We start from the raw sequence: 21,344 nt of genomic DNA on the forward strand, positions 1-21,344 counted from the left end.
TCAGCAGCCCGGCCCGCTACCTGCCTAGCCTCTCGCGCAGACTCTTCGGCCGAATATCGGGCCAATTCTGTTCGATGTAGTCCAGACACGCCCCGCGATCGGCCTCGCCGAACGCCACCCGCCAACCAGCCGGAACGTCAGCAAAGACCGGCCACAGACTGTGTTGTTCCTCATCATTGACCAAGACCAGAAAACTGCCATTGTCGTCATCAAACGGATTGATACTCACCCGGTCCCCCAGACCGTCTAGTCAAAGAAAATGGTCCGTTCCAAACCATACGACAGCCCCAGACGCTCCGTCCCGGAATTTTTCACAAAACTCTCTTACGCTGTGATGCTCAGATCCCGCACTGCGCAGTCGCGTGCGCGTCGTCTTCGCGGATGGCTTCGTACGGTGCGGTATTCGGGTGCGATCCGTGCGCAATGAACGGCTACATCCGGCTTGTGGCCGCTACACCGCCGCCAGCCACGCCGATCATCCCGCGCCGGACTGCTCAGCATCACCATGCCGGCATCCCCGACAGAGGCTTGGGTCCAAAAACCCCTATGCCAGAGCCACCGCGATTTCCAAATACGTTGCGGTGCAGCGCAACCAGATCATCAGACGCTGCACGCGGACTGCGAACCACCTCCCGGCCATGGTTTCCGCTGCAGACACCAACCCCCAGCCGGCACCGAGCCCAGAAGACCGGCTGCCGTCGGAGTCTGTCCCGCCTGCGCCGCCTCACAGTTGCGATGCATGCACCGTCGTTTCCAGCGGCACCAGGCGAACTGGCGTCTCGAAAGCACCACCGAAACCACACCTTCAGCCCTTGCGTAGCGGCACGGCTAGCCGTAACGTACGCGACCGTCTACGTTCCGCATCGCTTCTTGCGGCCACCGACTCGCGGCGCTCATTAAACGTCCAGTTCGCCGACGAGCAGCAACGCTGGCGAGCTCAATCAAGCATGAAAACTTGCTCCTCAATACCAAATGCCTTGCTTCCGTTGGGCTTCCCGTCACCATGACCAGCTCTCGGCGTTACGGCTATCCGTGACATCGCACCACACGTCCTGATGACCGGCCCACCAACATGCGCCACCTGGTCGCCGTGAACGAGTCCATAGGACCGCCCAGCCACATCGCGCCGGCACCAAATGACCTGGCGTCCTCACCGACACCTTGCTGCCTCGACGACGCAGCGATTCAAAATCCGCTTTTGAGGTGCAGCGGCGGCGACGATCACGATAACCTTTTGCCGTGGTGGGGACTTCTGTTCCGGACGCGGTCCGCGAACATGCAAGCTTGCAGCCCAGTCGCGCAGCGATGACGCGTATCGAGTACGCCCACGACTCGAACGTGATGGCGGTGTCGCGGGGGAATTGCACGGGGCAATGATGGCCGAAGAACACCAAACACGGACGAGCCTCGGTGCATCCTACGAGCTCGTGTGTACGGCATGCGGCAAGGCATACGACGACGATGGATACCGTCTGCGTTGCGACGGAGAGCACGAAGATGCGATGCTTACAACGCGATATTCCACGGGGCGCTTCGTGCAAAATGGTCAAGCCTCGGGGTTAGCTAAATACGCTGCATGGCTCCCCCTCAATTCCGACCTTCTGGACAATGCCCAAAGCTGCATCGTATTCCGCTCGGAGGCGCTCGCCAGAGAGCTCGGTATGGAGAACCTCTGGATCGCATTCAGTGGGTATTGGCCCGAACGCGGAATCCAGTTCGCAACCGGTACGTTCAAGGAGCTTGAAGCGAATGTGTTGATAGCTCGACTTCCACCGTCCTCACCCCCAATGGTAATAGCCTCCGTCGGCAATACCGCCGCGGCGCTCGCTCGGATATCTTCCCTAGCCGAAAGACCGTGCGTTGTGGTGATTCCCGAGTTTGGTCTCGACAGGATTCGGTTTGCGGGAGAGATCGGTTGCAGCGTCAGGGTCGTATGCGTCGAGAAGGGGTCTTACCGGGATGCAATTGACTTTGGACAGTTCCTGTGTCGCCGATTCGGCTGGGTCTGGCCCGGTGGAGCACTAAACGTTGCCACACGAGACGGGCTGGCGACTGTAATGTTGGCGGCATTCGACGCAATAGGGAGCCTGCCCGAACATTATTTTCAGGCGGTCGGCAGTGGCGCAGGAGGAATCGCGGCCTGGGAGGCGAGCAGACGATTGCAGCCGACGGGCCAGCGGATACCGCGGTTGACCCTGTGCCAAAATGCTGAGCTCGCTCCCATCGCTTCAGAATTGTCTGCGCATTCGGTTGGCGATTTGCCGATCGGAATTCATGCCAATGGTGATGGAGAGGTTCCCTACGCTGATGAGCTAACCAACCCTAAGCCGCTGGTACGCATCAAGGGCGGTGTAAAGGATGCGCTTGCCGACACTAGAGGGAATGTCAGAACCGCGACCGCTCGGGAAGCTCAGGAAGGTAGAAACTTGTTTGCGGAAGTTGAGGGCGTAGACATCGAACCGGGACCCGCCGTCGCGGTCGCATGCCTGCGTAATGCGATAGCTGATGGTTCCGTATCGCCTGATTCATTGGTGCTCCTGAATGTCACCGGTGGCGGGAGGAGCACCTTGGAGCGGACCGGTAGGAATAAATGGCCTCTGCGTGTCGAAGCCGTTAGCTTGGGGCAAAACCGCGAGCTTTCTGCGGAGCGTGTCTTCAAATCTTTTGCCAAGACCTACCGCTAGTCCACAGCACTAATTCGTTCAAGTCTGGCACGGCGGCGATGATGTCGACGCCGCGGAGCGCTCATAGCCCGCATGTCCTGGCACACGCAAGGTTTCGATTGTTTCCGCCCGCAGTCGGAAAATGGCTGGGGTTCGGCAGTGCACCGATGCGAGCCAATACGTCGGGCTGACGGCCCAACTCTTCATATCGAAACAGACCTCCCGATGAGCACCGATCGCCTAGAGTATCGACAAGGCCATGCGATGAGCAGACCTCGACACGTGGGGTAATCCAGTAGGTTTCACGCCTTGCGCACCGGGAGCAGGCGAGGCTACTTGGTCGTTCGTGTGAGGACACGGAATGATTTCTGATGGTGTATACGGCTCAGCTTCAGCCGATCCGTTGCCCCGTGCGGACACCACCCGTGTAACCCCGGTCGCGATTATCGGTATGGCCTGCCGACTTCCCGGAGGTATCGACTCGCCCGAGCAGTTGTGGGATGCGTTGCTGCGGGGCGATGACCTGGTGACTGAAGTTCCGCCGGACCGCTGGGACGTCGACGAATACTACGATCCTGAGCCCGGTGTGCCGGGTCGTTCGGTGTCGAAGTGGGGCGCGTTCCTCGATGACGTATACGGCTTCGACTGCGAGTTCTTCGGAATCAGCGAGCGCGAGGCTACCGCGATCGATCCGCAACACCGATTGTTGCTCGAAACCTCCTGGGAGGCCATGGAGCACGCCGGCCTCGGCCCGGCGACGATGGCGGACTCGCGGACCGGGGTGTTCGTCGGATTGACGTTCGGCGACTACCACCTGCTGTCCGCCGACGCGCACGCCACAGAAGGGCCGTATGGCTTCACCGGCACCAGCTTCAGCATGGGTTCGGGGCGGATCGCTTATGCACTCGGTGTCCACGGCCCCGCGATCACGGTGGATACCGCGTGTTCTTCGGGCCTGACCGCGGTGCACCTGGCCTGTCGCAGCCTGCACGAGCGCGAAAGCGATCTTGCAATGGCGGGCGGGGCCCACGTGGCCTTAGATCCGCGGAAGGCGGCCGCGGGGTCGGCCCAGGGCATGTTGTCTCCCACCGGACGATGCCACGCCTTCGACGTCGCCGCCGACGGGTTCGTGTCCTCCGAAGGCTGCGTCGTAGTGCTACTCAAACGCTTGCCCGACGCGCTGCGCGACGGCGATCGGATCCTGACCGTGATCCGCGGCACCGCCGCAAACCAAGACGGCCACAGCCTGAACATCGCCACACCATCGGTGACAGCGCAGACCGCGGTGTATCGGGCGGCGTTGGCCGCTGCGGCCGTCGACGCCCCCAGCATCGGCATGGTGGAAGCACACGGCCCCGGCACCCCGGTAGGCGACCCCGTCGAATACGCCAGCCTGGCGGAGGTCTACGGGATCGACGGTCCTTGCGCGCTGGCCACGGTGAAAGCCAACTTCGGACATGCCCAGTCCGCCTCCGGGCCACTGGGGCTGATGAAAGCGGTCCTGGCCCTTCAGCACGGTGTGGTCCCCCAGAATCTGCACTTCACCCGGCTGCCCGACGAGATGGCCCGCATCGACACCAAACTCTTTGTGCCACAGGAGAACACCCCGTGGCCCACGAGCGCACATCACCCTCGGCGGGCAGCGGTGTCGTCGTACGGGCTCTCGGGAACCAACGTCCACGCAATCTTGGAAGAAGCACCGGAACGGGCGTCCCAAGCGATCCCCGACGAGCGCGTCCCAGAAGAATCATCAACGGCACCAATGCTTTTCCCGGTATCATCTTCCTCGGCCGACGAGTTGCGCCGCACCGCCGACCGGCTCGCGCGGTGGGTGCAAGCGCACGACGACGTCGCCTTGCCGGACCTGGCCTACACCCTGGCGTGCCGGCGCGCGCACCGCCCGGTACGCGACGCCGTGATTGCGAGCAGTCGCCCGGAGCTCACCAAGGCTTTGCGCGAGATCGCCGGCGGCGATACTCCGTATCAGGCCGCGGTCGGACAAGACGACCGGGGACCGGTGTGGGTGTTCTCCGGGCAGGGTTCGCAGTGGTCCGGCATGGGCGTCGAGCTGCTGGCGACCGAACCCGTGTTCGCGGCGACTGTCGCGCAGGCCGAGCCGCTGATCGCGCGCGAGTCCGGGTTCTCTGTCACCGACGCAATGTCGGCGGCTCAGGTCGTGACGGGAATCGACCGGGTCCAGCCGACGCTTTTCACCATGCAGGTCGCCCTGGCCGCCACCATGAGGTCCTACGGCGTGCGCCCGGGCGCGGTTATCGGGCACTCCCTCGGCGAGGTTGCGGCGGCTGTCGTCGCGGGTGCGCTGTCGCTGGAAGACGGCGTGAGCGTCATCTGCCGACGGTCGCGGCTGATGTCCAACATCACCGGCTCCGGCGCAATGGCATCTGTGGAATTGCCTGCCCAGCACGTGCTTTCCGACCTCGTCGTACGCGGCCTCAACGAGGACGTCGTGGTAGCGGTGGTGGCCTCGCCACACTCCACGGTGATCGGCGGTGCCACCCAGTCCGTTCGCGAGCTGGTCTCCGCCTGGCAGCAGCGGGATGTGATGGCGCGCGAGATCGCCGTGGATGTCGCCTCCCATTCGCCTCAGGTCGAACCGATTCTCGACGAGCTAACCGACGCACTGGCGGAGCTCAGCCCGATGGCACCGGAAATTCCGTTCTACTCGGCGACCCTGTTCGACCCGCGCGAGCGGCCGGTGTGCGATGCCCGGTATTGGGTGGACAATCTTCGCAAGATGGTGCGGTTCGCGCCGGCGGTACAGGCCGCATTGGAAGACGGCTATCGGGTGTTCGCCGAGCTGGCACCGCACCCCCTGCTCACCCACGCCGTCGAGCAGAATGCCCGAAGTCTCGATATGCCGCTGGCCGCCCTGACCGCGATGCGCCGTGAACAAGAACTGCCGCACGGGCTGCGTGGCTTCCTGGTCGACCTACACAGTGCCGGCGCCGCGGTGGACTTCTCGTTGCTGTGCCCGAGTGGGCGGCTGGTGGACGCGCCACTGCCGACCTGGACACACCGTCAGCTGCGAGTGACGAGCGAGAGCCAGGAATCCCCGACTCACGGGGCATGCCTCGTGGCGGTCCATCCGCTGCTGGGCCCGCATGTCCGCCTGCAGGAGGAACCGGAGCGCCACGTGTGGCAGGCCGAGGTCGGGACCGCGGCCCAGCCGTGGCTCGCTGACCACCAGATCCGCAACGTGGCCGTGCTTCCGGGCGCGGCGTACTGCGAGATGGCGCTCGCAGCGGCGCGGGCCGTGCTGGGCGAGCCTTCCGAGGTCCGCGACATCCAATTCGAACAGGCACTGCTGCTGGATGAGCAGACCCCGCTCGGCGCCTCGGCGTCGTTGTCGGCGCCGGGTGTCGCCGACTTCATCGTGGAGACGAATCGGGGGGACGCCCAAGCGCGGCAAGCCAGTGCGGTCCTCCTTGCCGCCGGGGATGATAGGCCGCCCGCGTACGACGTGTCCGCTCTGCTTGCCGTGCATTCGCGTCACGAGGACGGGGCGGACGTGCGCAAGGGCCTGGACCAGCGTGGTGTTCACTACGGTCCGGCGTTCACCGGTTTGGGTGCGCTGCACATCGACGATGAGGCCGGCTCGGTGCTCGCCGAGGTCGCGGTCCCGGGCCAAATCCGCACGCAGCAAGGCGCTTACGGCGTGCACCCGGCACTGTTGGACGCTTGTTTCCAGTCCGTTGGCGCCAGCCCGAAGATCCAGGCGCTGGGCGAAGATGCGCTGGCGCTGCCGTTGGGCGTCCGTCGACTCCGCTCGTACGCTTCAGCCCGCACCGCCCACTACTGCTACACCCGGGCGACGAAGATCGACCCTTCCGTGATCGAGGCCGACCTCGACGTGCTCGACCAGCACGGCACAGTCCTGCTCGGCGTAAAGGGGCTGCGATGCGGCACCGGCGTCTCCGAGGGCGGCCGAGACGAACGGGTGCTGGTCGAGCGACTGCTGACCATCGAATGGCGGCAACGAGACCTGCCCGAGGCGCCATACGCCGACACCGGACGGTGGCTGCTTGTCAGCACGACCGCCACCTCGGATGTGGTCGCCACCGCCTTGACCGAGGCTCTGAAAAACCATGGTGCACAGTGCAGCAACATGTGCTGGCCGTTACATGCCGATCACACGTCGAACGCGGAACAGCTCACAAGTCAGCTGCGTGCCGGCGGCTTCACCGGGGTGGTGATCCTCACGGGACCGAAGAACGGTAACGCCGCAGACCAGTCCCCATTGCTGGGTCGCGAGTATGTGCAGCATCTGGTGCGTATTGCCCGCGAACTGCCCGAGTTGCCCGGCGAGCTGCCGCGACTATACGTCGTCACAGGCAACGCCCAGACAGTCGTGGCCGGTGACGTGGCCAATCTCGAGCAGGCGGGGCTCCGGGGCTTGGTGCGCGTGATCGGCACCGAGCATCCGTACCTGCGCGCCACCCAAATCGATATGGACGAAGCCACCGATGCCGAGCAACTGGCGGGGCAACTGCTGAGCAATTCGCAAGAGGACGAAACGGCCTGGAGAAACGGCGCTTCGTACGTAGCACGGTTGTCCCCCGCTCCGCTGCTTCCCGATGAACGGCAGACTACCGTCGCGGACCTCGAGCACGACGGGATACGCCTGCAAATCCGCACACCCGGCGATCTGGAGTCGGTCGAATTCGTTGCCTGCGAACGAATTCCACCGGGACCGGGTCAAATCGAGGTAGTGGTCAGCGCGTCCAGTATCAACTTCGCCGACGTGCTGGTTGCTTTCGGCCGCTACCCGGCTCTTGAGGGGCGGCTACCGCAGCCGGGCACTGACTTCACCGGAGTGGTGTCCGCGGTCGGGCCGGGCGTGACCGACCATGTGGTGGGCGACCATGTGGGGGGCCTGTGCGCCGACGGCTGTTGGCGCACCTACCTCACCTGCGACGCCAGCCTGGCGGTGACCTTGCCCGCGGGCCTGACCGACCAGCAGGCGGCAGCGGTGACTACGGCGCACGCCACCGCATATTACGGCCTGCACGAGCTGGCCCGCATCAGAAGTGGTGAGAAGGTGTTGATCCATTCCGCGACCGGCGGCGTGGGGCAGGCGGCGATCGCCATCGCGCGGGCCGCGGGAGCGGAGATCTTCGCCACTGCCGGCAGTGATGAGCGTCGGCAATTGCTGCGCGACATGGGTATTGAGCATGTATACGACTCACGAAGTCTGGAATTCGCCGACCGGATACGCCATGACACAGACGGATACGGCGTCGACATCGTGCTCAACTCGGTCAGCGGCGCCGCCCAGCGCGCGGGCGTCGAATTGCTTGCGCCGGGTGGACGATTCGTCGAGATCGGCAAACGTGACATCTATGGCGACTCCCGGCTTGGGCTTTTCCCGTTCCGGCGCAACCTCGCCTTTTACGCTCTCGACCTGGGGTTGCTGTCCTACACCGATCCAGCCCGGCTCCGGTCCCTGTTGGAGACGGTGTACCGACTCACCGCGGACGGCTTGCTGCCGATGCCGGAGAGCACCCACTACCCACTTACCGACGCCGCCACCGCAATCCGAGCGATGAGCGGCGCGCAACACACCGGCAAACTCGTTCTCGACGTCCCCCACACCGGTCGCAGGCGCGTCATAGTGCCACCGGCACAGGTTCGGGTCTTTCGCCGCGACGGCGCGTACATCATCACCGGCGGTCTGGGTGGCCTGGGGTTGTTCTTGGCCGAAAAGATGGCTTCACCAGGTTTTGGGGCGGGCTGCGGGCGGATCGTGCTGAACTCCCGCTCGGAGCCGACGCCCGAGATGCTGGAAAGCATCGAGCGCATCCGCGCGACCGGCGCCGACGTCGCGGTGCAGTGTGGCGACATCGCCGAACCGGGCACCGCACAGCGGCTAGTTGCCACGGCGACCGCCACCGGGCTTCCGGTGCGCGGTGTGCTGCACGCGGCAGCCGTGGTCGAGGACGCCACACTGACCAATATCACTGACGAACTCCTTGAGCATGACTGGGCGCCAAAGGCTTACGGTGCGTGGAACTTGCACACCGCCACCGTCGACCAGCCGCTGGACTGGTTCTGCTCTTTCTCGTCGGCGGCGGCGCTGGTGGGTTCCCCCGGCCAGGGCGCCTACGCGGCGGCCAATAGCTGGCTGGACGCCTTCACCGGGTGGCGCCGGGCTCAAGGCCTGCCGGGCACCACGATCGCGTGGGGCGCGTGGGGCCAGGTGGGGCGCGCTACCGCCCTGGCGGAAGACACCGGCGCCGCCATCTCTCCCGACGACGGCGCGTACGCGTTCGAAACATTGCTGCGCCATGACCGCGGCTACACCGGCTACGCGCGGATCGTCGGCACCCCGTGGTTGACTGCCTTCGCCGAGCAGAGTCCTTTCGCCGAAGCCTTCCGGTCGACCGGTCACAGCGGCGCGGGCTCCAGCAAACTGTTGGCCGAGCTCAACGAGTTGCCCGTCGACGAGTGGCCCATTCGGCTGCGGCGTCTGGTCGCCGACCAGGTCAGCCTGATTTTGCGTCGCAATGTCGATCCCGACCGTCCGCTGCCCGAGTACGGGTTGGACTCGCTGGGCGCGCTCGAACTGCGCACCCGTATCGAGAGCGAAACGGGGATACGCATCAGTCCGGCCGACCTTGCCAACATCGGTACCGTTCGGGGTCTGGCGGGGCTGCTGTATGAAAAGCTGGCGCCGGTGGAAGCCGCCTGACAGCGACATCCGACTACTGTTCGCCTGCGTCGAAGGCTTTTTTGGCTTGCTGCGCGTGTGCGACCTGCTGCGCTGTGTAGCCGATGAGCAGCGCCACCACACCGAGCAGGACGACCACACCGCCCAGCCAGAGCAGGCCGTAGGTATAGCCGCGGTCAAGCGCGTGTAACTGGGTGGCGTTCATGTACTTCACCGGCCCGTGGGTGCCACCAAGCTGGACGGTGCGCGAGGTGATGACGGCCTGGATGACCACCAACACCAACGGCCCGCCCAGGCTCTGCAACATCAACGCGATCGCGGAAGTGGGCCCGAGCCTGTCTAATCCGACGCTGGCGAGCAGCGATAGCGAAAGCGGGACGTTCATCATGCCGAGACCGACAGTGCCGATGAAGATCGGCAGTACCAGGTTCGGCCAGTACGGCACGCCGTGGTTGAGCGTCGAGCCGTACAGCATCGCGCCCAGCATCAGGACTCCGCCGGCGATCACCATGACGCGCGGCGGGAACCACTTCACCAGCCGCGCCGAAGCGCCCACTCCGATGACCGACGCGATGACGAACGGGATGAAGCTGAAGCCAGCGCGCAGCGCGCTGTAACCCAGAATGCTCTGCACATACAGTGCGATCAGCACGGTCAGGGTCAGCCCCACCCCGCTGGCCAGGAACATGGTCGCGAACGTCGCCAGCCGGCTGCGGTCGAGGAACAGGCTGAACGGCATGACGGGGTTTTCGGCCCTGCGCTCGACGATGACGAACGCCGCGCAAGCGGCCAGACTCACGAGGGCTGAGCCGATCGTGGTGGGTGAGAGCCAGCCCTTCTCCGGCCCCATCGACAAGCCGACGACCGCGGCGGAAATCATCAACGTGGCCAGTACAGCGCCGGTGGCGTCGAGTTTCATACGCTCCTTCTGGGTTTCCCGCAGGGTGGTGCGGGCCAGGTAGATCACCAGCAGTCCGATCGGCACGTTCACCAAGAAAGCCAGCCGCCAGGAAACCTGGGTGAGCGCCCCGCCGACCACCAGGCCTATCACCGTGCCAGCACCGCTCATGGCCCCGAGCACCGCCATCGCGGCGTTGCGTGACGGTCCTTTCGGGAAGGTGGTCGCGACCAGGGCAAAGCAGGTCGGCGCGGCAATCGCGGCGGCCACGCCCTTGATCAGCCGGGCTAGAACGATCGTGTCCTCGTCCCAGGCGATGCCGCACATAGCAGAGGCAGCGGTGAACAAGGCGGCCCCGAGGATGAAGGTGCGCTTGCGGCCGATGGTGTCACCCAGGCGGCCGCCCAGCAGCATCAGCCCGCCAAAGGTCAGCACGTAGGCGGTGATCACCAAACTCCGCCCTGAATCCGATAGGCGCAGGTCGTTTTGGATCTTAGGCAGCGCGATGATCGCGACGGTGCTGTCCATCGTCGCCAGCAACTCAATGCCGCTGAGCACGATGACTGCGGCAATGAAACGGCGCCGCGGCAGCGCGGGCACAGACGGTTGCCCCGAGCGCGTCACCGGGCTGTCTTCGGCGGGCACATGGGCCGCACGGTCTGGACCGTCAGAGCCGTCGTAACGCACTTCCATACAGTAATTGTCGCGGCATGGTCCGCCGAGCTGCATGGATTTGGCCTACCATCTCTGAGCCTGTCGCTCTTCCCGGAAACCGCAGGGTCCCGTTCGGCCAACCACAGACGCGATGCCTCTGTTCATCGGGCGATCCTGGTCCCTTGGGCCCCGCCGTTGCGTCTTCACCGCTGCGGGCGCCTGCTACCGCTAAGCTCGATCGAGGTTGATTCCACGGCCGACGCGATGGGGAGCAGTGCGCAGGTTCCGGAGTTGAGTGCCCTCCCGTTGATCCTGAGGGCGCCCCGATGACGCGCGGGTCCGTGAAGACGGCCGGGGTGGCGCTGCGAAAGGATGATCCACGACCGAAATGACGAATCTGATTACTGGGCAAGGGCTTCCGGACGTGGTCGTCACCGGGATCGCCATGACCACCGCACTGGCCACCGACGCCGAGACCACCTGGAAATTGCTACTCGACTGCCAAAGCGGGATCCGCGAGCTCGATGACCCGTTCGTAGAGGAGTTCGACCTGCCCGTTCGCATCGGCGGGCACCTGCTGGAGGAGTTCGACAGCGAGCTCAACCCTGCCGAGCTGCGCCGGACGGGGTACCTGTCGAGAATGTCGGCCGTCGTCAACCGGCGGGCGTGGGACCACGCCGGCTCCCCCGAGGTCGACCCCAACCGCCTGCTGGTGTCTGTCGGCACCGGATTCGGTTCCGGCGAGGAGTTGGTGTTCACCCGCGACACCCTGCGCGCCCGCGGGGTCAAAGCGGTATCGCCGCTGGCGGTCAGCAAGTACATGCCCGACGCCGCCGCCCAGGCGGTGGGGCTGGAACGGCACGCCAGGGCCGGCGTGATGACCCCGGTGTCCGCGTGCGCGTCCGGGTCGGAGGCGATCGCACGCGCCTGGCAGGCGATGGTGTTCGGTGAGGCCGACGTCGCGATCTGCGGTGGCGTCGAGACCCGGATCGAGGCCGTGCCCATCGCCGCCTTCGCCAACATGCGGATCGTGATGTCGACGAACAACGCGAATCCGGCCGGCGCGTGCCGCCCGTTCGACAAGGACCGCGACGGTTTCGTGTTCGGCGAGGCCGGCGCGCTGATGGTGCTCGAGACCGAGGAACACGCCAAGGCTCGCGGGGCGCGCATCCTGGCCCGGTTGATGGGTGCAGGCGTGACCTCCGACGGCTACCACATGGTGGCGCCGGACCCGAGCGGGAACCGCGCCGGGCAGGCGATGACGCGCGCCATCCAGCTCGCGGGCCTCACACCCGGCGACATCGACCACGTCAACGCGCACGCCACCGGAACACAGATCGGTGACCTGGCCGAGGGCAAGGCCATCAACAATGCGCTGGGCACCAACAAGCCGGCGGTGTACGCGCCGAAATCCGCGCTCGGGCACTCCGTCGGCGCGGTCGGCGCGGTGGAGTCGATACTGACCGTGCTGGCCCTGCGCGACCAGATCGTTCCGCCGACGTTGAACCTGGAAAACCTCGACCCGGAGATCGATTTGGACGTGGTGTCGGGAAATCCGCGGCGGGGCAACTACCGGTACGCCATCAACAATTCGTTCGGGTTCGGCGGGCACAACGTCGCCCTGGCCTTCGGCAGGTACTGAAACGTCGCCGGCCCGGCGTTGTCACACTGCGGGCCTAGCATCATGAGCGCTACCGAAGGAGCGCCATGAGCATCGATTTCACACCCGACCCCAAGCTCTATCCGTTCCAGTCGCGCTGGTTCGACAGCTCGCGGGGACGCATGCACTACATCGACGAAGGTGACGGCCCGCCGATCCTGCTGTGCCACGGCAACCCGACGTGGAGCTTCCTGTATCGCAACATCGTCATCGCGCTGCGTGACCGCTTCCGTTGCATCGCACCGGATTACCTCGGCTTCGGACTGTCGGACCGGCCCGCGGGGTTCGGCTACAAGATCGACGAGCACGCCCAAGTGGTGGGTGAGTTCGTCGACCACCTCACTCGACGGGAAGGCCTGGACGGCTTTGTGACGATGGGTCAGGACTGGGGCGGTCCCATCAGCATGGCGGTCGCGGTGGAGCGCGCCGACCGGGTGCGCGGCGTCGTCCTGGGCAACACCTGGTTCTGGCCCGCGGACGAATTCACCACCAAGATGTTCAGCCGGGTGATGTCCAGTCCCCCGCTGCAATACGCGATCCTGCACCACAACTTCTTCGTCGAACGCCTGATCCCGGCCGGCACCCAGCACCGCCCCACCGATGCGGTGATGCAGCACTACCGGGCGGTCCAGCCCAGCGCCGACGCCCGCAGGGGCGTCGCGGAGATGCCCAAGCAGATCCTGGCCGCCGGTCCCCTGCTGGCCCGGCTCGCCCGGGAAGTGCCGGCCAGGCTCGGCGCCAAGCCCGCGCTCTTTGTCTGGGGGATGAAGGACTTCGCGTTCCGGCCCGGCCCCACCCTGCCACGCATGCGCGCGGCCTTCCCGGACCATGTCGTGGTCGAATTGCCCAACGCCAAGCACTTCATCCAGGAGGATGCCCCGGAGCAGATCGCGGCGGCGATCATCGAGCGCTTCGGCTGACCGCCCGCGCGGGATTCAGGCGAACGCCTCCACCGGCGGGCACGAGCAGACCAGGTTGCGGTCGCCGTAGGCGCCGTCGATGCGCCGTACCGGCGGCCACACCTTCGGCCGGAAGTTCTTGCCGAGCGGGTAGGCGGCGTCTTCGCGGGTGTACGGGTGCTGCCAGTCGGCGACCAGCAGGCACTCGGCGGTGTGCGGCGCTCCCCGCAGCGGATTGTCGTCCACGGGCCACTCCCCCGCGCCGACCCGGTCGATCTCCCCGCGGATGGCGATCATGGCTTCGCAGAAGGCGTCGACCTCGGTCAGGGTCTCGCTTTCGGTGGGCTCGACCATCAGCGTGCCGGCCACCGGGAAGCTCATCGTGGGCGCGTGAAAGCCGTAGTCGGCCAACCGCTTTGCGACATCGTCGACGGTCACACCGGTGGACTTGGTGATCGCCCGCAGGTCCAGGATGCATTCGTGGGCGACCATCCCGTTCTCCCCGGTGTAGAGCACGGGGAAGTACTCGTCGAGCCGGCGGGCGATGTAGTTGGCCGACGCGATCGCGGTCAGCGACGCCGCGCGCAGGCCGTCGGCGCCCATCATCCTGATGTAGGCCCAGCTGATCGGCAGGATCGAAGCCGACCCGTAGGGCGCCGACGACACCGGGTGGCCCTGGGGCAATTCAGGGGCGTGCGGGTGGCCGGGCAGGAACGGGGCCAGGTGCGCACGCACCGCCACCGGTCCCACCCCGGGGCCCCCGCCGCCGTGCGGGATGCAGAACGTCTTGTGCAGGTTCAGGTGGCTGACGTCGCCGCCGAACTTCCCCGGCCGGGCCAGGCCGACCAGCGCGTTGAGGTTGGCGCCATCGACGTACACCTGGCCGCCGGCGTCGTGGACGGCCGCGCAGATCTCGGCGATGTCGTGCTCGTAGACGCCGTGGGTGGACGGGTAGGTGATCATCAGCGTGGAGAGCTCATCGCCGTACTGGGCGACCTTGGTGCGCAGGTCATCCAGGTCGACGTCGCCGGCCCGGCCAGGCTCGTCGTGGCAACGCACCACCACCACCCGCATGCCGGCCAGCGCCGCCGACGCCGCGTTGGTGCCGTGCGCGCTGGACGGGATCAGGCAGATGTTGCGGTGCGGCTCACCCCGGCTGGCGTGGTAGTCGTGGATGGCCAGCAGGCCGGCGTATTCGCCCTGCGAGCCGGCGTTGGGTTGCAGCGAGACGGCGTCGTAGCCGGTGATCTGCACCAGCCAGGTCTCCAGGTCGCTGATGAGCCGGCGCAGCCCCGGGGTGTCCGATGCCGGGGCGAACGGATGCTGGCGGGCGAACTCCGGCCAGGTGATGGGTTCCATCTCGGCGGCGGCGTTGAGCTTCATCGTGCACGAACCGAGCGGAATCATGCTGCGGTCCAAGGCGATGTCTTTGTCCGCCAGCGTCCGCAGGTAGCGCATCATCGCCGTTTCGGTGCGGTATTGCGTGAACGCGGGGTGGGTCAGGAACGCCGAGGTGCGGGTCGCGATGTCCACGCCGGCCGGCTCGCCGGCCCTGACACCGAAGGCCTTCAGCACCGCCGCCACGTGGGCGTCGGTGGTGGCCTCGTCGCACGCCACCGAGACGTGGTCGGCGTCGACGCGCCACAGGTTGACGCCGCCGGCCTTGGCGGCGGCCACCACCTCGTCCGCGCGGCCGGGCACCCGGGCCAGCACGGTGTCGAAGTACTTGTCGTGCACCAGCGCGTCGCGCAGGCCTGCCGCGACGGTTTCGGCGTGGCCGTGGACGCGGCGGGCGATCGCGGTCAGTCCGTCGGCGCCGTGGTAGCTGGCATACATGGCGGCCATCACCGCCAGCAGCACCTGCGCGGTGCAGATGTTGCTGGTCGCCTTGTCCCGCCGGATGTGCTGCTCACGGGTCTGCAGTGCCAGCCGGTAGGCCGGGGACCCGTCGGTGTCCATCGACATGCCGACCAGCCGGCCCGGCAGCTGCCGGGCATGATTGGCGTGCACCGACAGGTATCCGGCGTGTGGGCCGCCGAATCCCATTGGCACACCGAATCGTTGCGTGGTTCCGAACGCGACGTCGGCGCCGATCTCCCCCGGCGGTGTGATCAGCGTCAACGCCAGCAGGTCGGCGCCGATGGCGACCAGCGCGCCCCGCTCGTGGGCCGCCGAAACCAACGCCGACCAGTCCGTGATCCGACCGCTGGCGCCGGGCAGCTGGGTGATCACGCCGAAGAACTCGCCGTCGGGCAGGCCGTCCCGCAGGTCGACGGTGACGATCTCGATGCCCAACGGCCGCGCCCGGGTGGCCAGCACAGCCGCGGTCTGGGCGAACAGATCGGCGTCGACGGCGAGGCGGTTCGACGTCCCACGGGTCGCGCGGTGCATCAACGTCATGGCCTCGGCGGCCGCGGTGCCCTCGTCGAGCATCGACGCGTTGGCGACCTCCAGCCCGGTCAGGTCGGCCACCATCGTCTGGAAGTTCAGCAGCGCCTCCAGGCGGCCCTGGCTGATCTCGGGCTGATACGGCGTGTAGGCGGTGTACCACGCCGGGTTCTCCAGGACGTTGCGCACCAGCACCGGCGGGGTGAGCGTGTCGTAGTAGCCCTGCCCGATCATGGAGACGGCCACCGTGTTGGCCTCGGCCAACGCCCGCAACTCCGCCAGCGCCTCCGATTCGGTGACGGCGGGCGGCAACTCGTCGAGGCCCGGCGCCGCGCCGCTGCCGGTGAGCTTGTCGAGGATGCCCGCGGGTACGGCCTTGGCGGCAAGCTGGTCGAGCGAATCGACCCCGATGACGCCCAGCATGGCCGCGACGGCCTGGGCGTCCGGGCCGATGTGGCGGGCTGCAAAGGTTGTGTGGTCCGGCACGGCGGGTCTCCTGAGGTGGCGGCAGAGGCAGAGGACTAGCGGTCCCCTCCCTCTGTCTTCACCCGTTCGCCGGGCGCCTGAGAGATTCGGCGCCCGTTGGTGTCCGGGCGCCTTTCCCCATCGGCGGGTGCGGACCGCGAGGGGTCAGCACCGCTTTCCAGAGGCATCGTTTACCCGCGCGGTCCGGGTGCCTGAGAGGTTGGCGGAGAGGTGTTGCTCCTTCGGCGTCCGTGACTGGCCGCCACGGAACTCTCCCGCACAAGTGCGATGCGTGAGCCAGTTTACCCGCCCGAACCGCGTGGGTGCGCTCAACCGATCTTGCGGTCGCGGTGCTTGCGGCGGGAGGCCAGCTCGTCCTCCGGCGCGGCGATCGACTCGCCGCCGTCGGCCCGCTCGCCGGGGAAGTCGGCGATCACGCCGGTCAGCTCGCGCATGGCGCCGGAAACGGCGATGCCGAACACGCCCTGCCCGCCCTGCAGCAGGTCGACGACCTCTTCGGCCGACGTGCATTCGTACACCGTGGTGCCGTCGGAGAACAACGTGATGTTGGCCAGGTCCTGCACGCCGCGCTGGCGCAGATGGTCGACCGCGACCCTGATGTTGTGCAGCGAGATCCCGGTGTCGAGCAGCCGCTTGACGATCTTGAGGACCAGGATGTCCTTGAACGAGTACAGCCGCTGGCTGCCCGAGCCGGCCGCGCTGCGGATGGACGGCACCACCAGCGAGGTGCGCGCCCAGTAGTCCAGCTGGCGGTAGGTGATTCCGGCGATCTGGCACGCGCTCGGACCCCGGTATCCCACCAGCTCGTCGGGCACCGAGTCGTCGGGAAACAGTCCGGGCTGCACGGGCGCTTCCGGCGCGGCGGTCGCGTGGTCAGCTAGGTCCAGCTGTTCTTGGCGTGGCTGCTCGCCCACGGTGCTTCCTCTCGCCGATCGCGCTTTCGTTTCCAGCTGCGTCACTGGCTGCGTCGCAGCCACGTTTGCTCAGGCCCGAGTGCTAGAGAGCTTACGCTTTTCGATAGCCACCGCGCCCTTAAGTCGTGATCAAAGTATGGCCGCCGCCGGGCCAAGTGAGGGCGCTATCCGCCAGGCGTGTCGACATCCCGGGGCTAGTTGAAACAGATCCGTGATGTCGATGCCCAGGGTAGTACGCGCACCGCGGGCGCCCAAACCGCGCTCACGCGGCCCACAGATGGCCTACGTCGCCTTGAAATCGTCGGGCGACACGCTGTCGAGAAACTCCTTGAACTTCTCCACCTCGTCCTCGCGGACAGCGGTGCCGCCCTCCTCGTCGCTCTCGTCGGGGATGAGCAGGCCGGCCTGGGCCAGCACGGCCTCCTCGACGTAGATCGGAACACCGACGCGCAGCGCTATCGCCACCGAATCCGAGGGTCGTGCGGACACGGTGATGTTGCGGTCGAAGACCAGGTCGGCATAGAAGGTGCCCTCTTGCAGGTCGACGATCCGCACCTCTTTGAGCGAATGGCCAAGCGCGGCAATGACATCCCTGATCAGGTCGTGTGTCAGCGGGCGGGGCGGCTCGACCCCCTGCTGCTCGAGCGCGATGGCGGCAGCCTCCGATTGGCCGATCCAGATCGGCAGGTACCGGTCGCCGTCGGTCTCGCGCAGTAACAGGACCGGCTGGTTCTGCGGCTGCTCCACGCGAATGCCGACAACACGAACTTCACCCATTTGTGTCTGCCCTCCGCATGTGCTGCCGTGTCGGTTCTTGGCGAGACGACGACGCCGAATTACCGCTGTGCCGCCGAAAACCAAGCTATCGACGAAGTCTAGTCCTCAGCGATGAAGAACGTCGCGAACGGCGGATTTGATCAGCGACGTGTGCAAAGTGATGGCCAGGGCCGCCACCTCGCGGGCCAGGTCGTCGGCGCGGTCGCGGGCGCCGGCCTTGTCGGCTTTGATTAGCGGCCCGGCGATTTGGGCGATCAGGTCCGATTGCCGATCCGCCGCCGAGCGGAAAGCGCGAAGATGCCGCGGCTCCACACCGTATTCGGAAAGCGCACGCGCGCACTGCAGGATGACGACGGCGTGTTCGTCGAAGAAGCCGCCCGGACCGGTGGTGATCACCCCCGCCTTCAGCAGCGCCGTCAACAGGTCGTCGTCGACCCCGGAGCGCTCGAGCAGGTCTTCACGACTCAGCCGAATGCTCGACGGCGCCACCGCGGCCGTGTCGGATCCGGGCTCCGGGCCCCCGGCACCGGCCTCCCCGACGCCAGCCACGGACACCAGGCGCGGCGCGGAGTAGGGCGAGCCGAACGGCGGCAACTCGCCGTCGGGCTGGGCGTCCAACTGTGCCCGGATGACCTTGAGCGGTAGGTAGTGGTCGCGCTGCGCGGTCAGGATGAAACGCAACCGGGCGCAGTCGTATGCGGTGAATCTCCGATAGCCCGACGCGGCACGCTGTGGCGTCACCAGTCCCTCGGCCTCCAAGAAGCGAATCTTGGAGATCGTGACATCGGGAAAGTCCGGCCTCAACATCTCCAGGACCGTCCCGATCGACATCCCGGCCAGCGCCGGGCTATCGGGCGCGCTCACTAGCCTCCGGATCCTCCGTCCTCACCCTGCTTGGGCCCGGTCAAAAACACCAAGCGGAACTTGCCGATCTGCACCTCGTCGCCGTTGGCGAGCACCGCCGAGTCCACGGGCTCCCGGTTGACGTAGGTGCCGTTAAGGCTACCGACATCCACCACGTTGAATTCGTTGTTTTCCAACCTGAATTCGGCGTGGCGGCGGCTGACCGTGACGTCGTCGAGGAAGATGTCGCTGTCCGGATGCCGACCGGCCGACGTGATCGGCTGGTCGAGCAGGAAGCGCGACCCCGCGTTCGGCCCCCGCTTGACGACCAATAGCGCCGAGCCGGCCGGGAGGCCCTCCACCCCGGATACCGCACTCTCGGTGCCGGCCTGCGCCGGGGCATCCAGTTCGTTGAGGAAGTCGGCACGGAAGACGGAGGTCGTCTCCACCGTGACTTCGTCAGAGGTCTGGTCGTTGTCCATGTCCGTCACGCGCTGCTCCTCACTGGCCGCTGTGGCGTTGTCTGACCGGGCCGCTCGGCCGGCTGCTCACTAGGTTTCTTCGCCCGGTACTGCCGATTACCGCGACCGGGGCCTTCAAGTGTCGATGTGTCGACGGTACCGCGCATAGGTCTGCAATGTGCCCCCCACCCGACGATCGAAAGGCCGATCTCCCGCCTTTCCCCCGCCGGCCTGCCGCGCCGCTCGCGTCGCCGCGCAGGGCTGGCAGGCACCTTAGCAACCGTCATTCGGTCAGCGTTCCGCGGTAGGCCTCCGCGTCGAGCAGCGACGAGATGGCCGACTCCAACGCGGCGGTGTCGGCCGCCCGCACCTCGACCAGCCAACCCGCCCCGTACGGGTCGGAGTTCACCAGCTGCGGACTGCCCTCCAGGTCGGTGTTCACCGCCGACACCGTGCCCGACACCGGGGCGTACAGATCCGACACCGATTTTGTCGACTCCACCTCGCCGAACGATTCGCCCGCGGTCAGTTCGGTGCCGACCTCGGGCAGCTGAACGAAGACGACATCGCCAAGCGCCGACTGGGCGAAGTCGGTGATGCCGACCCGCGCGGTGTCCTCAGCGCTTCGGCGAACCCACTCGTGTTCGGCGGTGTAGTGCAGATCGGGTGGGATGTCGCTCACGAGTGGTCCTGTTCTGTTGGCGAATTGCTCACTTGACGGGCTGAGCGTATTGGTGCGGTTTTGGTTGTCGCAAGGTGGTCACGTCCACCCGGTCGGCCTGCCGGACGGACAGCCGCGCCCCGACACGCTTGATGCTGTCCTCGGCGCCGCCCGGTATGTTCATCGCCGCGGCCAGGGTGGGCGGATCGCCAATCGCCAGAATCGAATACGGCGGCGACAGCGTCTTGTTGTCGACGGTCAGCGAGCCAGGGGTACCCACTACCCAGGTATCGACACCTACCCGCACCGACTGGTGTGCGTCGTTGATCTCGATGGCCTCCGCGCCGGCGGCGCGCAGTTCGTTGATGACGTCGAGCATGACCTCCGGCGCCACCCCGGGCCCGGGATCGTCGATCGTGACGATGACGCCAGGCCCGGTGGCTCCGACCGCGCCGGCCAGGATGGACAGCGCCGCCAGCCTGGCCTGTGCGGCCGCAATGGCGGCCTGGTCGTTGTTACCGGACGCCTGCAGCGAATTCAGCGTGTTCTGCAATTCGCTCACCTCGGCGTTGAGGGTGGCCTCCCGCTGCCGCAGCGAATCCAGCAACACCAGCAAGTCCGCCGGGCGCGCCGTGTCCAGCGAATCGCCCGACTCGTTCTGGCGGACCTGCGTGACGATGGCGATGCCCAACAGCAGACACAACAGCACCGCCAACGTCCCGAAAGCCATCCGGGAACGACTACCGCGGACCAGGCCGGACAACCCGGTGCGGCGCACCGGCCCGATCTCCGGGCGGGGGCTTTTCGTCGGCAGTTCGTGGCGGCCGTGCTGCGCGCGGCCCGCTGCTTCACGGCTTTCGGCGGCGCCGTCTGCCGGGTCCTGGCTCACGCCGGCCTCACCGCAGTCATCGCGCCGCTCCTCTTCATCTCGTCGTCCCCCTCGCCGCTTCGCGGCTGGGTGTGCCCCCACTGCATCGTCGCCGGCGCATCACGCCCCGAACAGCCGGCGCCGCAGCGCGGCGGCGTTGCCGAAGATACGGATTCCCAACACGACGATGATGGCCGTGGACAACTGCGTGCCCACACCCAGTTGGTCGCCGACATACACGATCAGGGCCGCCACGAAAACGTTGAACACGAACGAGATCACGAAGACTTTCGGGTCGAAGATCCGCTCCAGATAGGCGCGCAACCCGCCGAACACCGCGTCGAGCGCCGCGACCACCGCGATGGGCAGGTAGGGCTGGACGACCTCGGGCACGGCGGGGTGGAAAACCAGGCCGAGCACGATGCCGATCGCCAGCGCCGCGATGCCGATCATGCTCGATGTCCCGACTCGCACAGGGGGTGCT

Annotated in this window: 14 protein-coding genes and 2 riboswitches; of the genes, 4 read left to right on the plus strand and 10 right to left on the minus strand. The window is 66.6% G+C overall.

Annotated elements, in window-relative coordinates:
- Positions 1-16 precede the first annotated feature (16 nt).
- Positions 17-229 carry an MbtH family protein gene (locus U8D42_RS09310; protein ID WP_322860349.1) on the minus strand — a complete coding sequence of 71 codons (213 nt, stop codon included), beginning with the start codon at positions 227-229 and terminating at the stop codon, positions 17-19.
- 1,147 nt (positions 230-1,376) lie between these two features.
- On the opposite strand from U8D42_RS09310, the gene U8D42_RS09315 reads away from it, so the two are divergent.
- Together U8D42_RS09315 and pks2 are read left to right on the plus strand one after the other, a co-directional pair.
- Complete coding sequence (locus tag U8D42_RS09315) at positions 1,377-2,684, plus strand: cysteate synthase (RefSeq protein ID WP_322860348.1); 1,308 nt, start codon at positions 1,377-1,379, stop codon at positions 2,682-2,684.
- 430 nt (positions 2,685-3,114) lie between these two features.
- Positions 3,115-9,372, plus strand: coding sequence for a sulfolipid-1 biosynthesis phthioceranic/hydroxyphthioceranic acid synthase (gene pks2 / locus U8D42_RS09320; RefSeq protein ID WP_348636948.1), 6,258 nt, complete (start codon positions 3,115-3,117; stop codon positions 9,370-9,372).
- Positions 9,373-9,385: 13 nt separating this feature from the next.
- On the opposite strand, the gene U8D42_RS09325 is transcribed toward pks2, so the two are convergent.
- Positions 9,386-10,942 (minus strand): MFS transporter, encoded by a 1,557-nt coding sequence (locus U8D42_RS09325; protein ID WP_322860364.1) that lies wholly within the window; start codon positions 10,940-10,942, stop codon positions 9,386-9,388.
- A 349-nt stretch (positions 10,943-11,291) separates the two neighbouring features.
- On the opposite strand from U8D42_RS09325, the gene kasB reads away from it, so the two are divergent.
- Together kasB and U8D42_RS09335 are read left to right on the plus strand one after the other, a co-directional pair.
- Complete coding sequence (gene kasB, locus U8D42_RS09330; protein ID WP_322860346.1) at positions 11,292-12,545, plus strand: 3-oxoacyl-ACP synthase KasB; 1,254 nt, start codon at positions 11,292-11,294, stop codon at positions 12,543-12,545.
- 65 nt (positions 12,546-12,610) lie between these two features.
- Positions 12,611-13,483 carry a haloalkane dehalogenase gene (locus tag U8D42_RS09335; protein WP_322860345.1) on the plus strand — a complete coding sequence of 291 codons (873 nt, stop codon included), beginning with the start codon at positions 12,611-12,613 and terminating at the stop codon, positions 13,481-13,483.
- Between the two features lie 15 nt (positions 13,484-13,498).
- Here U8D42_RS09335 and gcvP read toward each other — a convergent pair whose 3' ends face one another.
- The 8 genes from gcvP to U8D42_RS09375 all read right to left on the minus strand — a co-directional run bounded on the left by gcvP (position 13,499) and on the right by U8D42_RS09375 (position 21,313).
- Entirely contained in the window at positions 13,499-16,336 is a 2,838-nt protein-coding gene (gene gcvP, locus U8D42_RS09340; protein ID WP_322860344.1) for an aminomethyl-transferring glycine dehydrogenase, read from the minus strand.
- Between the two features lie 42 nt (positions 16,337-16,378).
- Positions 16,379-16,503, minus strand: a riboswitch (glycine riboswitch).
- 2 nt (positions 16,504-16,505) lie between these two features.
- Positions 16,506-16,603, minus strand: a riboswitch (glycine riboswitch).
- A gap of 41 nt (positions 16,604-16,644) precedes the next feature.
- Complete coding sequence (locus U8D42_RS09345; protein ID WP_085239559.1) at positions 16,645-17,250, minus strand: MerR family transcriptional regulator; 606 nt, start codon at positions 17,248-17,250, stop codon at positions 16,645-16,647.
- Between the two features lie 282 nt (positions 17,251-17,532).
- Positions 17,533-18,027 (minus strand): bifunctional nuclease family protein, encoded by a 495-nt coding sequence (locus U8D42_RS09350; protein ID WP_007170013.1) that lies wholly within the window; start codon positions 18,025-18,027, stop codon positions 17,533-17,535.
- A gap of 105 nt (positions 18,028-18,132) precedes the next feature.
- Complete coding sequence (gene ftsR, locus U8D42_RS09355; protein WP_322860343.1) at positions 18,133-18,891, minus strand: transcriptional regulator FtsR; 759 nt, start codon at positions 18,889-18,891, stop codon at positions 18,133-18,135.
- Positions 18,891-19,352, minus strand: coding sequence for a glycogen accumulation regulator GarA (garA, locus tag U8D42_RS09360; RefSeq protein WP_276038948.1), 462 nt, complete (start codon positions 19,350-19,352; stop codon positions 18,891-18,893). Before garA ends, ftsR begins: the two co-directional genes overlap by 1 nt.
- A 262-nt stretch (positions 19,353-19,614) precedes the next feature.
- Complete coding sequence (gcvH, locus tag U8D42_RS09365; protein WP_322860342.1) at positions 19,615-20,013, minus strand: glycine cleavage system protein GcvH; 399 nt, start codon at positions 20,011-20,013, stop codon at positions 19,615-19,617.
- 28 nt (positions 20,014-20,041) lie between these two features.
- The gene (locus U8D42_RS09370; RefSeq protein ID WP_322860363.1) at positions 20,042-20,806 is read right to left on the minus strand and encodes a DUF881 domain-containing protein; all 765 of its coding nucleotides are present in this window, start codon (positions 20,804-20,806) and stop codon (positions 20,042-20,044) included.
- 174 nt (positions 20,807-20,980) lie between these two features.
- Positions 20,981-21,313 carry a small basic family protein gene (locus tag U8D42_RS09375; protein ID WP_007170008.1) on the minus strand — a complete coding sequence of 111 codons (333 nt, stop codon included), beginning with the start codon at positions 21,311-21,313 and terminating at the stop codon, positions 20,981-20,983.
- Between the last annotated feature and the right edge of the window lie 31 nt (positions 21,314-21,344).

Source organism: Mycobacterium europaeum, from assembly GCF_034555895.2.
Classification (GTDB): domain Bacteria; phylum Actinomycetota; class Actinomycetes; order Mycobacteriales; family Mycobacteriaceae; genus Mycobacterium; species Mycobacterium europaeum.